Annotated in this window: 15 protein-coding genes; 10 read left to right on the top strand and 5 right to left on the bottom strand. The window is 70.5% G+C overall.

Annotated elements, in window-relative coordinates; translation table 11 throughout:
• Positions 1 to 81 precede the first annotated feature (81 nt).
• Complete coding sequence (locus tag ACTFAP_RS27690; RefSeq protein WP_500467727.1) at positions 82 to 1,386, top strand: replication-associated recombination protein A; 1,305 nt, start codon at positions 82 to 84, stop codon at positions 1,384 to 1,386.
• A gap of 355 nt (positions 1,387 to 1,741) precedes the next feature.
• Here the strand turns inward: ACTFAP_RS27690 and ACTFAP_RS27685 are convergent, their stop codons facing one another.
• Both ACTFAP_RS27685 and ACTFAP_RS27680 read right to left on the bottom strand, forming a co-directional pair.
• Positions 1,742 to 1,864 (bottom strand): hypothetical protein, encoded by a 123-nt coding sequence (locus ACTFAP_RS27685; protein WP_495682849.1) that lies wholly within the window; start codon positions 1,862 to 1,864, stop codon positions 1,742 to 1,744.
• A 281-nt stretch (positions 1,865 to 2,145) separates the two neighbouring features.
• Positions 2,146 to 2,754, bottom strand: a complete 609-nt coding sequence (locus tag ACTFAP_RS27680) for a hypothetical protein (RefSeq protein ID WP_400008931.1) — start codon at positions 2,752 to 2,754, stop codon at positions 2,146 to 2,148.
• Positions 2,755 to 3,511: 757 nt separating this feature from the next.
• Here ACTFAP_RS27680 and ACTFAP_RS27675 point away from each other — a divergent pair.
• The 4 genes from ACTFAP_RS27675 (at position 3,512) to ACTFAP_RS27660 (ending at position 6,660) form a co-directional block, all read left to right on the top strand.
• Complete coding sequence (locus ACTFAP_RS27675) at positions 3,512 to 4,006, top strand: SigE family RNA polymerase sigma factor (RefSeq protein ID WP_436977575.1); 495 nt, start codon at positions 3,512 to 3,514, stop codon at positions 4,004 to 4,006.
• Between the two features lie 27 nt (positions 4,007 to 4,033).
• A complete protein-coding gene (locus tag ACTFAP_RS27670) occupies positions 4,034 to 4,888 on the top strand; it encodes a hypothetical protein (RefSeq protein WP_495682848.1) in 855 nt (284 codons plus the stop codon).
• A 465-nt stretch (positions 4,889 to 5,353) separates the two neighbouring features.
• Entirely contained in the window at positions 5,354 to 5,920 is a 567-nt protein-coding gene (locus ACTFAP_RS27665) for an ion channel (RefSeq protein ID WP_495682847.1), read from the top strand.
• 179 nt (positions 5,921 to 6,099) lie between these two features.
• Positions 6,100 to 6,660, top strand: coding sequence for a pyridoxal-phosphate dependent enzyme (locus tag ACTFAP_RS27660; RefSeq protein ID WP_500467726.1), 561 nt, complete (start codon positions 6,100 to 6,102; stop codon positions 6,658 to 6,660).
• Here the strand turns inward: ACTFAP_RS27660 and ACTFAP_RS27655 are convergent.
• The 3 genes from ACTFAP_RS27655 to ACTFAP_RS27645 are packed head-to-tail and all read right to left on the bottom strand — an operon-like array spanning position 6,612 to position 7,326.
• Entirely contained in the window at positions 6,612 to 6,794 is a 183-nt protein-coding gene (locus ACTFAP_RS27655) for a LodA/GoxA family CTQ-dependent oxidase (protein ID WP_495682845.1), read from the bottom strand. The two genes, ACTFAP_RS27660 and ACTFAP_RS27655, sit on opposite strands and share 49 nt — an antisense overlap.
• Positions 6,791 to 7,072: a hypothetical protein gene (locus tag ACTFAP_RS27650; protein ID WP_495682844.1), complete on the bottom strand. Its 282-nt coding sequence runs from the start codon at positions 7,070 to 7,072 to the stop codon at positions 6,791 to 6,793. Before ACTFAP_RS27650 ends, ACTFAP_RS27655 begins: the two co-directional genes overlap by 4 nt.
• Positions 6,988 to 7,326: a LodA/GoxA family CTQ-dependent oxidase gene (locus tag ACTFAP_RS27645; RefSeq protein ID WP_500467725.1), complete on the bottom strand. Its 339-nt coding sequence runs from the start codon at positions 7,324 to 7,326 to the stop codon at positions 6,988 to 6,990. Before ACTFAP_RS27645 ends, ACTFAP_RS27650 begins: the two co-directional genes overlap by 85 nt.
• Before the next feature lie 129 nt (positions 7,327 to 7,455).
• On the opposite strand from ACTFAP_RS27645, the gene ACTFAP_RS27640 reads away from it, so the two are divergent.
• From ACTFAP_RS27640 to ACTFAP_RS27620, 5 genes are all read left to right on the top strand, one after another.
• On the top strand, positions 7,456 to 7,989 hold the full coding sequence (locus ACTFAP_RS27640) for a GNAT family N-acetyltransferase (protein WP_500467724.1): 534 nt from the start codon (positions 7,456 to 7,458) through the stop codon (positions 7,987 to 7,989).
• Positions 7,990 to 8,189: 200 nt separating this feature from the next.
• Positions 8,190 to 9,617 carry a GntT/GntP/DsdX family permease gene (locus ACTFAP_RS27635; RefSeq protein WP_495682841.1) on the top strand — a complete coding sequence of 476 codons (1,428 nt, stop codon included), beginning with the start codon at positions 8,190 to 8,192 and terminating at the stop codon, positions 9,615 to 9,617.
• Between the two features lie 205 nt (positions 9,618 to 9,822).
• Complete coding sequence (locus tag ACTFAP_RS27630; protein WP_500467723.1) at positions 9,823 to 10,416, top strand: (2Fe-2S)-binding protein; 594 nt, start codon at positions 9,823 to 9,825, stop codon at positions 10,414 to 10,416.
• Complete coding sequence (locus tag ACTFAP_RS27625) at positions 10,413 to 11,417, top strand: FAD binding domain-containing protein (protein ID WP_500467722.1); 1,005 nt, start codon at positions 10,413 to 10,415, stop codon at positions 11,415 to 11,417. The genes ACTFAP_RS27630 and ACTFAP_RS27625 overlap by 4 nt, the downstream gene beginning before the upstream one ends.
• Positions 11,414 to 13,540, top strand: a complete 2,127-nt coding sequence (locus ACTFAP_RS27620) for a xanthine dehydrogenase family protein molybdopterin-binding subunit (protein WP_500467721.1) — start codon at positions 11,414 to 11,416, stop codon at positions 13,538 to 13,540. Before ACTFAP_RS27625 ends, ACTFAP_RS27620 begins: the two co-directional genes overlap by 4 nt.
• Positions 13,541 to 13,746 lie beyond the last annotated feature (206 nt).

The following is a 13,746-nucleotide window of genomic DNA, read 5'->3' as shown; positions in this document are numbered from 1 at the left end:
ACGTCCCCGCCCGCGACTGAGCCCTCGCTCGCCAGGATCCCGTACCAGGCACCCGCCCGCCTCCCACCAGCTGAGAGACCGATGGAACCGACCTTGCCGCTCTTCGACCAGGAGCCCGCCCGGCCGCTCGCCGACCGCCTGCGCCCCACCCGGCTGGAAGACATTGTCGGCCAGGACCACCTCCTGGCCCCGGACGCCCCGCTGGGCCGCATGGTCGCCCAGCAGCGCCTCTCCTCCGCCATCCTGTGGGGCCCGCCCGGTGTCGGGAAGACAACCATTGCCCGGCTCCTCGCCCACGCCGGCAGCCTGGCCTTCGAACCGGTGTCGGCCACCTTCTCCGGCGTGGCCGACCTGCGTAAGGTCTTCGCCGCCGCGCAACGCCGGCGCGGCATCGGCCAGGGCACCCTGCTGTTCGTCGACGAGATCCACCGCTTCAACCGCGCCCAGCAGGACAGCTTCCTCCCCTACGTCGAGGACGGCACGATCACCCTGATCGGCGCCACCACGGAGAACCCGAGCTTCGAACTCAACGGCGCCCTCCTCTCCCGCACCCAGGTCCTCCTCCTCAAACGCCTCGACGAAGCCGCCCTGTCCACACTCCTCGACCGCGCCGAACACCTCACCGGCCACCGCCTGCCCCTCGACGACGACGCCCGCCGCGCCCTGATCGCGATGGCCGACGGCGACGGTCGCTACCTCCTCAACATGGCCGAGCAGCTCCAGTCCCTCCCCGACTCCGAGATCACCCTGGACGCGGCCGGGCTCGCCCATCACATCCAGCAGCGCGCCCCGCTGTACGACAAATCGCAGGAGGGCCACTACAACCTGATCTCGGCGCTCCACAAGTCGATGCGCGGCTCCGACCCGGACGCGGCCCTGTACTGGCTCGTCCGCATGCTCGACGGCGGCGAGGACCCCCTGTTCGTCGCCCGCCGCCTGGTCCGCTTCGCGAACGAGGACATCGGCATCGCCGACCCGCACGCCGTCCAGCAGGCCCTCACCGCCTGGGACGTCTACGAACGGCTCGGCTCCCCCGAAGGTGAGCTGGCGATCGGCCAAGCCGTCGTCTACCTCGCCACCGCACCCAAATCCATCGCCGTCCACCGCGGCTTCAACGCCGCACACAGAGCCGCCCGCCGCACCGGATCCCTCATGCCGCCTGCCCACATCCTCAACGCCCCCACCCGGCTGATGAAGGACCTCGGCTATGGCAAGGACTACCAGTACGACCCCGACACCACCGACGGATTCTCCGGCGCCGACTACTTCCCCGACGGCATGGACCACGAGACGTACTACGAGCCCACCCGCAACGGCTACGAAGCCCAGATCACCGAGCGCCTACGCCACTGGGCAGCACTGCGCGCTCGCGGACAACGCGACTGACCGAAGAACCCGCCGACGAACTGTGGCTGCGCAGGACCGAGGTGGGGCTGAACACGGGCGACCCGGCGGCGGCCAGGCGCTGTGCGCGGGAGGTTGCCCGGGTCGCGGAGCTGACCGGCACCGAACGCAGCCGGCTGTGCCATCTGATCGCCACCTCCATGGCGCACCGCAACCCGGCCGCCGCGGCGGAGGCGGTGGCCCTGGCCCGGCACCGCGGCCAGCCACTGGAACTGGCGGACACCCTGGTCACCGTGGTCCGCCACGGGCAGGCCGACCCGGGCCTGCTGCGCGAGGCATACTCGGTGTACGGCCATCACCCGAGGGTGAGCTCCGGGCACTCTCGGTGGTGCCCCGGTCAGCCGGTCTGCGCGCCGCCGCGCCACACGGTCAGATCGACCGTCACATACGCGCTGGGCGAGTCGGCCGACGAGTACTTCTGGACCGTAACCAGGCCGAAGTCGCCGCTTACGGTGGTCACACAGATCTCCGCCCCCGGCACGGCGCGGGAGAGAGGCCCCCGAGGTGGTCGGGATCGCGGCAGATCGGGCGGGGGGCGAATGCTTCGCGGAGCACTCCCCCAGGCCATCCGCCCATCCGGCCTGGGGATCCACGGTGCTCCGCGGCCACAGCCCGGGGCCTCCGGGCGTCGCCGCGATGCGCGTGACGCCGCGGAGCACCGACGCTCCTCGGTCTCGCCCGAGGACGAAGTGGACGTCGGTCGACTACGTCCTCAGGCCGAGACCGGGAGGCGACGCCGCCTCAGATGGTCGGGGTGTCGTCAACAACCGGCCGGTGCACCTCAACGACCGGCTTCCACCCCGCGGAGAACTCGATGAAGTCCGCACGGGTCGGGTAGGTGTCGATCGCGCGACGGTCACGCTTGGTGCTGTCGCCCCCCTTGCGCCCTCGGGGAATCTGCTCCTCGAAGATGTCGACCTTCACGTCGGGAACCTCCTTGAGGCCCTGGCGCCAGATCTGCACGACGTCGGCGCCGAACGCCTGCCGGGCAGCTGCGTAAAGGGCCGTGATGGCCCCCTTGTCCCCACCGGGGACGAAAAGTGCCAGATCCAGCACGACACCGGCGGACTGGAGAACCTCGATGGTCGCCGAGCCGTTCTCGTCGGCCACGTAGATTCCGGCTTCATTCTCGTCGTCAGGAAGGCAGGAGACCTCTTCCTGGAATACGGTTCGCGCCGTGATCGAGCCGCCCTCGAAATCCTCACCGGACTTCGTCAGAAAAGCAGGGACATAGCAGTCGGGAAGCTTGAGTTCTGCCGTGTCGGCGGAAACGAAGATCCTGTCCTTCACGCCGAGCTTCGTCACCTCTTCCAGCGAGAGGCGGCGAGCGGCGATCTTCTCCGTGTTCACGTTTTCCCTTTCAGGTTGTACAGTCCCTCCGAACAAGGACGCTATCACGAAACCCTGAGGTCAACTGACCAGCAATCTTTGGGTAAATGACCTCCGATGACCCGCACGGGAGGATACCGAAGCGCGTGCCACTCGATCGGGAACACACACCGACGGGCGGTGTCCCCGTCATGGCGTTGGGGAACAACTGACGGTTGCATTTCGGTGCGTTGGGTAGCGCGGAGGAACCAAAAGAGAGCTTGCGGTAGATATCACCCATATCACCTCCGGGGAGTGGCGGCGCGGTAAGGCGATCCACCCGGAAGCGTCCGGGAGCAATCCTCCGGATCGGCTCGGCACTTCGCGTCATGGCCGTCTGGACGCGCCGCCTGTCACCCTCAAGAAGCGATCTCCTTTCTGTCCGCACACGCAGCCCGGGTGACGCCGGGCCGGGTCGGAGTTCACCGGCCGGGAACACAAGTCCGTGGTGAACCAACTGACCCGATGGGTCGGCCGGACTTTCCCGGAAGGCACCAGCACCGGTGAGAGCACCGCCCTGCGAGAAGCAAACGCCGGAGTGGCCTTGAGCTCAAGGGCAGCGCGCTCTCCGGCTGACCTTGGATGTGACTCCTGGCCTTCCCCTCCCGGCCGCTGACGTTGTGCCGGGGTGGCCGACGCCACGCCCCGCACCGGCGTTGCCGAAACGTGATTGAACCCTTCGGCCGCCCCGTTGCTCAGAACAGGTTGAGAGACGCGGGCACGTCGTGGCGGGGAGCAGATGAACGAAAGAGAAGAGTTCGAAGACTATGCGAGAGCGAGACAGGACTGGCTGTACCGCACTGCGGTACTCCTGTGCGGCGACCGGTATCGCGCCCAGGACCTGACCCAGACCACCCTGGTCAAGCTGTTCCAGCACTGGGAGCGGGCAGGGCGGGCGGACAGCGTCGACGCCTACGCGCGCACGGTGCTGACCCGCACGTTCCTGTCCGAGCAGCGGCGGCGCCTGCTCGGCCGGCGGCTGCAGACCGTGGAGGCGAACCCGAGCCCCACAGGCGATCCCGCGCTGCGGGTGACACTGCTCGCCGCGCTGCGGGAACTGCCGCCCAGGCAGCGGGCCATGGTCGTCCTGCGCTACTGGGAGGACCTGAGCGTCGACACCGTCGCCTCGCTGCTCGGCTGCCGTCCCGGCACGGTCAAGAGCCAGTGCACGCGCGGGCTCACGCGCCTGCGCGAGGGCCTGAAGGACGCCGAGCACATCACCGCCGAGTACTGAGCCGAGCACGTGAGGAGTCTCATGGACATGAAAGAAGCGTCCGAAACGAACGATGCCGCCCGGCTGCGGGCGGCCATGGAGCACGCTGTGGCGGACCTGCACACGGACGCACACGTGCTGCCCAACGCCCTGGTCCTGGGCCCCAGACGGCGGGCGCGTGCCAGGGCCCTCCGTACCGGCGGCGTCCTGTGCGCGGCCGCCGCCGTGGCGGCGGCGGTGTTCGGGCCGCTCAACCTGCTCACGCCGGGCGGAGAAACGCAGCCCACGACCCCTCCGGCCGCCGAGCCCTCTCCCGACGGCTCGCCGGACACCGAGGGCCGTGCGGGACAGACCTACGACGTCGTACCGCCGGATGACGGCACCTCACCCGACTATCCCGGGCTGTCGGCCGACGAACTGGCCAGGGTCACCGACTACCGGCAGCGTGTGGCCGCCGTCCTCGACGGTCTGCTGCCCGAGCAGATCACGACCGTCCAGATCGTCCAGGGAGGAGGGAACGTCTACCGCGGCCTGACCGAGGACGGCCTGTCCTTCGACATCCTGTTCAACGTGCGGCCCCTCGCCGGCGCTGGGGACATCGACCTCAGCCACATCGGCGACTGCCGGGCGGAGGAGGACCCGCAGACCTGCCGGGTCGCACAGCTCGCCACCGGCGAGACGGTCTCCCTGCGCGGCCTGACGCCCGACATGCGCCAGGTCGCCGGGGCGAGCGCCCAGTTCTACTTCGGCGCCAGCTACGTCGGCCTCTCGGTGGGGCCCGACGGCCCGACCCACACGCCGCCGCCCGTCACGCCCGACGATCTGCTGGCCTGGGCCGGCGAACCGGACGTCGTGGAGCTGCTGCACGAGGCGGACGAGGACCCGCTGTACCCGGACGCGTAGCCGGCGAGACGTCCGCGGGGGCCCGCGCACCGGCCCCCGCGGGCGAAGGCCGGACCGGGGCAGACGTTCAGAAGGGTTGTTCTGCCTCCTCCGTGGCGGTGCGTCGGGCGAGCAGAGCCGCGAGGTCAGCGGCCGTCGCGAGGTGTCACCGGGGGTTCCGCTCCCGCACCGCATTCTGTGACGGCGCGTGGACCGCCCCGGTACGACCCACGGGCCGCGGGCGCGGACAGTCCGCCCGTCCAGTCGTACGGCCCATCACACCCCTCGCCCCGCCGGTGGGGTCACCCCCGGCTCATCCTCCAGGTGCGGGGACACCGGCCCCCCGACGCGCCGCCGGGGCGGGGGCGCACCGTACACGGGAGCGTCCGCCGGACGTGGTCCTATGACGAGTGGCAGTCCTTGGCGCGCCGGGAGCGCCGTTGGAAGGTCGGTGTCGCCGGCCAACGAATGGAGGACCTGGTTGTCATGAGCATCGACGCCGCCCCCCACTACCGGGAACTGGAGCCACGACAGCGCCGCCGGCTGCTCCTGCTCACCACGCTGCGAGCGGCTGTTTCGGTCACCGTCCTGTTGATCCTCTACTACACCCTGCCTCTCGATCGTCCCCTCGACCGGCTCAACGCTCTGTGGTTCTTCACCGGCTTCCTGGCCTTCGCCGCCGCCGTGGCCTGGCAGGTGTACGCGATCATCCGCTCCCCGTATCCGCGCCTGCGCGCCATCGAGGCGTTCAGCGTCGTCGTCCCGGTGTTCCTGCTGATGTTCGCCGGCACGTACTACCTCATGGAAACCGATCGGCCGGGATCCTTCACGGTGCCGCTGACCCGCACCGACGCGCTGTACTTCACCGTCACCGTGTTCGTCACCGTCGGTTTCGGCGACATCACGGCGACGACCGCTCCCTCCCGGATCCTGGTCACCGTTCAGATGGTCGCCGGTCTCGCGCTCGTGGGGGTGGTGGCCAGGATGATCGTGAGCGCGGTGCAGATCAACCTCCAGCGCATGACGTCGGGGACGCCCCCGAAGGAGCCCTGACCCCGGCACGGCCCACCGTGTTCCGGCGCCGGCGATGCCGCCGATGCCGCGGCCGACGGGTTGCGCTGTAGCGGTGAATCGGCTCGGCCCGGTGTGGCGCGCGCCGGAGAGAGGGGGCGTGCCGATCATCATGGTCGGGCGCCGGCCGGTCGGGCGGTGCGGTCGGCTGGAGGCCGCCGATGACCGTCGTGGAGCGCACCGCAACGAAGCCCCAGATGGAGGGCGAGGACGAGTCGGACGTCAACCCGGACGACCGGCAGTGGGTGATCGACTGCATCCAGCTCATCCGTGGCGAGCTCAAGCCGCAGGAAACGGAGTTGACGCAGATCCCGCTGGCATCGCGGCTCCATGGGCTGCAGTTGTTCGTCAAGCGGGAGGCCGACCAGCCGTCCGGCAGCCACAAACACCGCCTGGCGGCAGCTTTGCTCATCCACGCTCTCGCCAGCGGCCGGCTCACCGAAGGCCGTCCCGTGGTGGAGGCGTCGAGCGGCTCAACGGCCATCTCGGAGGCGTGGTACTGCCGCAAGCTCGGCATTCCGTTCTACGCCGTCGTGCCCGACACCACGGCGGAGGAGAAGCGGCAGGCGATCACCGACCTGGAGGAGATCGTCGTTCCCGTCTCCGGGGACATCGTTACCTACGCCCGACGCGTCGCCGAGCGGTATGACGGCCACTTCATGGACCAGTTCACCTACGCCGAACGCGGCGAGGAAGGGCTCGCCTTGACGTCGGGCGCGTAGTTCGGCGGGCCGACCAGCACCCACGAGGCCCCCTTCAAGGGCACGGACGTCCCGTCCTTGGCCTTGACCGTCGCGGTCACCGGACCGTGTGAGACATCGTCGTGCCAGCCGTCGTTGTTCACGAAGGCCGTCAACGCGTACGTGTTCGCGGTGTCGTCGGGCGCTTGTGGTCCGGCCCCGTGAGAAACATCTCCCAGTTCCCGCGCCCGCCCAGGACCACTCGCCCAGGTAGACCTCCTTCTGGTCGGTGCCCGACCCGATCTTCCCCTTTGAATTCCTGGCCCTGCTGGCTGTTGCCGCTGACCGATTTCGCTCCCGGGTCGATGATCAGGTCGTTGCGGTCGATCCCTTTGTTGCGGCGCTCGAACTGATCCGCCGAAAGGCCCTCCGCCTCCGGAATGTCCAGCGCCATGTGGAACTGGAACCAGGACGCGCCTTCTTGTTCGCGAGATGCACCTCAAGGTCGATCGTGCAGTCACCCCCGTGGGTGCTCTCCCCCAATACCGTGTCGTTCTTGTCATATCCGTGGACACGGAATCGGGCCGCCTGCCGCTTGATGGCGCCCTTGCCGTCCTTGTAGGTGCCCGACGGCTGCGACAGCTCGTCGGGGGTCTCGGGTCCGTAGAAGAACCCCTGGTCGTCGGTGCTGTTGCCGACTCTCGCCACCGCTGCGGAATGGTTTCCTCCTCACCTCAACAGCGCATGTCGAACCGAGGGGAGAATTCCGCGAGATCCCGGCCGGGAAGCCGGGGGCAGCCGACGCGGCGGCCCGGTCGGGCGCCGGTATGGTCTGGCATGACCTACGTGATCACCCCCGCTCGTCCTGAGGACGCGGCGGCATTGGGGCCCTTGCACCTGCGCAACTGGCTGCTGAACTACCCCAACCCCGAGGCGGGGATCGATGAACCCTGGATCCGCGCGCACCGTGGTGCGTCCGCCACCGCGGAAGGCATCGCGCAGTGGCGGGAGTTCATCGAGTCGGCCAACGGAGATCCCGCTCCGCACTTCTGCCGGGTGGTCCGTTCCGGGACGGAGATCGTCGGCTATCTCTGCGGCCACCGGAACGCGTCGGAACCGGTCACCCTCGGACCGATGTATCTGCTGGACCACGCTCAGGGGCACGGACTCGGCGGTCAGATGATGACCGCCTTCTTCACCTGGGCAGGACCTGCGCCCGTCCGTCTGGGGGTCGTCGACTACAACGACCGGGCGATCCGCTTCTATCGGCGCCACGGCTTTCAGGTCGCGGGTGAGCGTTACCTCTGGCGAGGGAGGCTGCCCACCCTGCCGATGATCCGCGAGGCCCCGTCAGCCGCCGACTGCGGCTGAATATTCCGCATGTCGCACCCGTATTCGGAATGCCGACCGCGTGCCTAGAGTGCCGGGACGGCTCGCCGTGAGTCGTCCTCCCCGGCGCCCCGGCCTGCCGCGGGGCTGATCCGCCGCTCCCCCGCGCAGGCCTCCCCTCCCCCACCACTGAACCACCGTCACGGCCCGGAAGTGTCGTGTCCCCGCAAGGAGTCAGCCGCATGAACACAGCAGGCCCCGCCCTGCTCACCGCCCTCGCCGTGAGCATCGGGTTGATCATCGTCCTGTGCGGACGGTTCCGTCTGCATCCCTTCCTCGCCATCGTTCTGTCCACCTACGCCTTCGGCTTCCTGGCGATGGGGATCGGCGCCGCGACCGGCGCGGAGGAACGGTTCGTCGACGATCTCGCCGGGACCGTGGCCGAGGGGTTCGGCTCCATCCTGATGAGCATCGGCCTGGTGATTCTCTTCGGGACGATCATCGGCAAGGTCCTGGAACGGACCGGCGCGGCGGTCACCCTCGCCGAGGGGGTGCTGAAGGTCATCGGCAAACGCCACCCCGCCCTCGCCATGTCCCTCATGGGCTGGGTCGTCTCGGTCCCGGTCTTCTGCGACTCCGGCTACGTCGTACTCTCCCCCCTGCAGCGGTCCATAGCCCGCAGGACGGGCAAGAATCCCGTCGTCCTCGGTACCGCCCTGGCCACCGGCCTGTACGCCTCGCACACCTTCGTCCCGCCGACCCCGGGCCCGATCGCCGCCGCCGGCAACGTCGGCATCGCCTCCGACGGGCTGATCTGGGTCATCCTCTTCGGCATACCCGTCTCCCTCGTCGCCGCCGTCGCCGGGCTCGCCTGGGCGCTGCGCCGCACCGGTGACCTGGAGAGCCACCTGCCCGACGCGCGCCAGACCTTCGAGGAGTACAAGGCGCAGTTCGAGCGTCTTCCCTCGACGGGCCGCGCCCTGGCCCCGATCCTGGGTCCCATCGTCCTGATGGCGATCGGCTCGGTCGCCGCGTTCCCCTCCGGCGACGGCACCCTCGTCGACGGCGCCTTCGGAGCCTTCCTCACCGACCTCGGCAGCCCGGTGAACGCGCTGCTCATCGGTGTCCTGCTCGCGCTGGCCCTGCTGCCGCCCCGGCGGGACGCCAAGGCGCTGACCACCTGGGTCGCCGAGGGTCTGGTCGACGCCGCGCCCATCCTGGTCATCACCGGGGCCGGCGGCGCCTTCGGGCAGGTCATCAAGGGCACGCCGATCGCCGACTACATCGGCGACCTCATCGGGGACGGCTCGGCGGTGAGCGGCATCCCGGCTCTGCTGGTCCTCTTCGGGCTCGCCGCCCTGCTGAAGACCGCGCAGGGCAGCACCACCGCCGCGCTGATCATCACCTCCACGCTCGCCCAACCGCTGCTGCCGGCCCTCGGGCTGGACGGCACGATCGGCTCCATACCGATGGGCCAGGTCATGGCGGTGCTCGCCATCGGCGCCGGGTCGATGGTGGTCAGCCATGTCAACGACTCGTACTTCTGGGTGGTCGCCCAGTTCTCCGGGATGGATGTGAAGACCGCCTACCGTGCCCAGACCGCGGCCACTCTCGTCCAGGGGCTCACCGCCCTGTCGGCCATCGTGCTGCTCGGGCTGGTGGTGCTGTAGGGCGCCCGCCCGGTGGTGAGGCCGGCACGGTGCCTCCTCCACTATCCGCACGCGGAACGCGTGTCGAAGGGATCCCCGTACTTCTTCCGCCGTCCCGCCGGCCACCAGTACGCCCTGACGTCGGAGGCGCACCGTTCCTGCCGCCACTCGTGTGAGGCTGCGCCGCGCCCCGTGTGAGCGGTAACGGTCGGGGTACCCAGCCGCGATGGATACCGAGATCACCGTGCACGTCGACGGGGCCGCGCGGCGGCTGACCGTCGATACGCGCACGACACTGCTGGACGCGCTGCGCGAACGGCTGGGAGTGAGAAGTCCCAAGAAGGGCTGCGACCACGGGCAGTGCGGCGCGTGCACGGTGCTGTCCGGCGGGCAGCGCGTGCTGAGCTGCCTCACCCTCGCCGTCACCCAGGACGGCGCCCGGGTGACCACCGCCGAAGGGCTCGCCGCCGAGGACAGCGCCCCCGGCGGGCACCGCTCCGACGACGGGCGGTCACCCGACGGAGCCGACGGCGCCCTGCATCCGGTGCAGCAGGCCTTCATCGACTGCGACGCGTTCCAGTGCGGCTACTGCACCCCGGGGCAGGTCGTCTCCGCGGTCGGCATGCTCCAGGAGTTCGCGCGGGGCTGGCCGAGCGCCGCCACCGGGAGCACGCGCGAACCCCGCCTGGACCATGCGGAGATCGCCGAGCGGATGAGCGGCAACCTGTGCCGGTGCGCGGCCTACGTCAACATCGTGCCGGCCATCCAGCAGGCCGCGGCGGCCACCGGGCGGGCGGACGGTACGGAGGTGGCCGGGTGAGGCCGTTCGACTACCGGAGCCCCACGGACGCGGCGGAAGCCGTACGCAGTGTCGCCGGGGACCCGACCGCGGTCTTCCTCGGCGGCGGCACCAACCTGGTGGACCACCTCAAGCTGGGCGTCGTCGCGCCCGGCCTGGTCGTCGGTGTCGCCGGCCTGCTGTCCACCGAGATCGAGGAACTGGGCTCGGGGGCCTTGCGGGTCGGCGCGGGCGTCAGCAACAGCGAACTGGCCGCGGACCACCGCGTGCGCGACCGGTTCCCCGTGCTGTCCCAGGCACTGCTGTCGGGCGCGTCGGGACAACTGCGCAACATGGCCACCACCGGCGGCAACCCGCTGCAGCGGACCCGCTGCGTGTACTTCCAGGACGTCACCACGCCGTGCAACAAGCGGGACCCCGGGTCGGGCTGCTCCGCCCTCGGCGGCTGGACCCGCAACCACGCGATCCTCGGGGCCTCCGAGCACTGCATCGCGGTGCACCCCTCCGACATGGCCGTCGCGATGACGGCGCTCGACGCGCGAGTGCAAGTGCTCGGCCCGGACGGCGAGCGCACCCTTCCCTTCGTGGACCTGCACCGGCTGCCCGGCGACACGCCGGAGCGCGACACCGTGCTCGAACACGGCGAACTGATCACCGCGATCGACCTGCCGGCGCAGCCCCTGGCCCGTCGCTCCGCCTACCGCAAGGTGCGCGACCGCGCCTCGTACGCCTTCGCCCTGGTCAGCGTCGCCGCGGCCGTCGACGTGCGGGACGGTGTGATCGTCGACGCGCGCATCGCGCTCGGCGGCGTGGCGCACGCGCCGTGGCGCGCCCGCCGGGCCGAGGACGTGCTGCGGGGCTCCGAGGCATCGGACCGGAGCTACCTCGCCGCCGCCGACGCCGAACTCGCCGACGCCCGCCCGGCCGAGGGGCTGGACGGCGGCAACGCGTTCAAGATCCCCCTGCTGCGCCGCACACTCGCCGCCACTCTGCGCGACCTGGTCCGAGAGGACGCATCATGACCTTCCTGAACGCGCCGGACGCCATCGGCCGCGACCTGCCCCGCCGGGACGGGAGGGCCAAGGTTCTGGGCACCGCCGTCTACGCCTACGAGACCGCTGCGGAGAACCCCGCGTACGTGTATCCCGTCCAGGCCGCGATCGCCCGTGGCCGGGTCGCGGAGCTGGACACCACCGAGGCCGAGGCGCTCGACGGCGTGGCAGCGGTGCTCACCCCCGGGACCGTCGAGCGGCTGGCCTCCACCGATGACCGGGAGCTGGCGGCGCTGCAGGATGACGAAGTGGCCTTCCGAGGCCAGGTCGTGGCCGCCGTCATCGCCGGCACCTCCGAGACCGCCCGGCACGCCGCCGCCCTGATCCGGGTGACCTACGCGCAGGAGCCGCACGACACCGAACTGCGGGCCGACCGCGAGGACCTGTACGCGCCCGAGCAGGTGAATCCTTCCTTTCCCACCGACACGACCGAGGGCGACGTCGAGGCGGCGATGGCCGCCGCGGAGGTGACCGTCGAGCAGACGTACACCACGGCGATGAACCACAACAACCCGATGGAACCGCACGCGACAACGGCCCTGTGGGACCCGGCCGGCGACGGCCTCCTCACCCTGTGGGACTCCACGCAGGGCGTCCACCCGACGCGCAGCGCCGTGGCCGGCGTGTTCGGTCTCGACGAGGCGCAGATCCGGGTCGTGTGCCCGTACGTCGGGGGAGGCTTCGGTTCCAAGGGGCAACCGCACGTCAACGTGGTGCTCGCCGCGCTGGCGGCGCGGGCGCTTCCCGGCCGGCCGGTGCGGCTGGCCCTGACCCGCCAACAGATGTTCAGCCTCGTCGGCTACCGCACCCCCACGATTCAGCGGTGCTCCCTGGGCGCCGACCGTGACGGCACGCTCACCGCCCTCGCGCTCGACGTCGTCGAGCAGACCTCGCGGATCAAGGAGTTCGCCGAGCAGACCGGCGTGCCCGCGCGGATCATGTACGCCACCGCGAACCGCCGGACCACACACCGGCTCGCGGCCCTCGATGTCCCGGTACCGTCCTGGATGCGCGCTCCCGGTGAGTGTCCCGGGATGTTCGGCCCCGAGGTGGCGATGGACGAGCTGGCCGAACGCCTCGGCATGGACCCGATCGATCTGCGGGTCCGCAACGAGCCGGCCGTCGAGCCGGGTTCGGGGAAGCCCTTCTCCAGCCGGAACCTCGTCGGTTGCCTGCGGGAGGGAGCCACGCGGTTCGGCTGGTCGCAGCGCGACCCCCGGCCCGGCACGCGCCGGCGCGGCGCGTGGCTGGTCGGCACGGGCGTCGCGGCCTCCACGTACCCGGTCAACCGCATGCCGTACTCAACGGCGGTGATCCGGCGGGAAGGGGACCGCTACGTCGCCGCGATCGGCGCCTCCGACCTCGGCACCGGGACATGGACGACGTTGCCGCAGATCGCTGCGGACGCGCTCGGGGTGCCGGTCTCCCGGGTGGACGTCCGGATCGGTGACACCGACTGTCCTACGGCGTCCGTGGCCGGAGGGTCCTCCGGGATGACGACGTGGGGCTCCGCCGTGGTCGAGGCCGCGCGTGCCCTGCGTGAGCGGTACGGGAACGAGCCGCCGGACGGTGCCGAGGCGTCCGGCTCCGTCGGCCGGCCCAACGACCGGTACGCGATGCACGCCTTCGGCGCGCAGTTCGCCGAGGCGCACATCAACACCGACACGGGAGAGGTACGGGTGCCGCGCCTGCTCGGCGTGTTCGCGGCGGGCCGGATCATCAACCCGCGTACGGCGCGGTCGCAGTTCATCGGCGGGATGACCATGGGGCTCTCGATGGCGCTGCACGAGAACAGCGTGCTCGACCCCCGCTCCGGTCATGTCGTCAACCACGACTTCGCCGAATATCACATCACGGCCAACGCGGACGTCCGCGAGATCGAGGCGCACTGGCTGCCCGAACACGACCCCCACGTCAACGCCATGGGGTCGAAGGGCATCGGCGAGATCGGCATCGTCGGCACGGCCGCGGCGGTGTCGAACGCGGTGTGGCACGCGTGCGGCGTACGCGTACGGGACCTGCCGATCACTCTGGACAAGGTGCTGCCCGCGCTGGAGGAAAGGGAGAAAGGGGAGGACGAGCCGAAGCGGTGAGCGGTGCTCCCCAGGCGCGACCGGCGCCCCTGGCCGTCCTGTGGTGCGCGCGCTCCTGCTCGGGCGGGCCCGTGCCGTCTTGTCGTCGGTGTTGTCAGTGGCCTGCGGCATGATGCCCGGCGGGTGACGGATCGCCGTGCCCGGCCGGCGCAGGAGCGGGCCGCAGAGGAGCGGCGGCTGCACCAGGAGCGCTGGTAGTGGGGCGG

This window comes from Streptomyces sp. PH9007 (genome assembly GCF_059813725.1).
This window is presented reverse-complemented; position numbering and strand designations above follow the sequence as displayed.

Excerpts from the sequence above, each read along its gene's own strand:
- ACTFAP_RS27690 (WP_500467727.1), top strand. The coding sequence starts at position 82 with ATGGAACCGACCTTGCCGCTCTTCGACCAGGAGCCCGCCCGGCCGCTC.
- ACTFAP_RS27675 (WP_436977575.1), top strand. The coding sequence starts at position 3,512 with ATGAACGAAAGAGAAGAGTTCGAAGACTATGCGAGAGCGAGACAGGAC.
- ACTFAP_RS27670 (WP_495682848.1), top strand. The coding sequence starts at position 4,034 with ATGAAAGAAGCGTCCGAAACGAACGATGCCGCCCGGCTGCGGGCGGCC.
- ACTFAP_RS27665 (WP_495682847.1), top strand. The coding sequence starts at position 5,354 with ATGAGCATCGACGCCGCCCCCCACTACCGGGAACTGGAGCCACGACAG.
- ACTFAP_RS27660 (WP_500467726.1), top strand. The coding sequence starts at position 6,100 with ATGACCGTCGTGGAGCGCACCGCAACGAAGCCCCAGATGGAGGGCGAG.
- ACTFAP_RS27650 (WP_495682844.1), bottom strand. The coding sequence starts at position 7,072 with ATGGCGCTGGACATTCCGGAGGCGGAGGGCCTTTCGGCGGATCAGTTC.
- ACTFAP_RS27640 (WP_500467724.1), top strand. The coding sequence starts at position 7,456 with ATGACCTACGTGATCACCCCCGCTCGTCCTGAGGACGCGGCGGCATTG.
- ACTFAP_RS27635 (WP_495682841.1), top strand. The coding sequence starts at position 8,190 with ATGAACACAGCAGGCCCCGCCCTGCTCACCGCCCTCGCCGTGAGCATC.
- ACTFAP_RS27630 (WP_500467723.1), top strand. The coding sequence starts at position 9,823 with ATGGATACCGAGATCACCGTGCACGTCGACGGGGCCGCGCGGCGGCTG.
- ACTFAP_RS27620 (WP_500467721.1), top strand. The coding sequence starts at position 11,414 with ATGACCTTCCTGAACGCGCCGGACGCCATCGGCCGCGACCTGCCCCGC.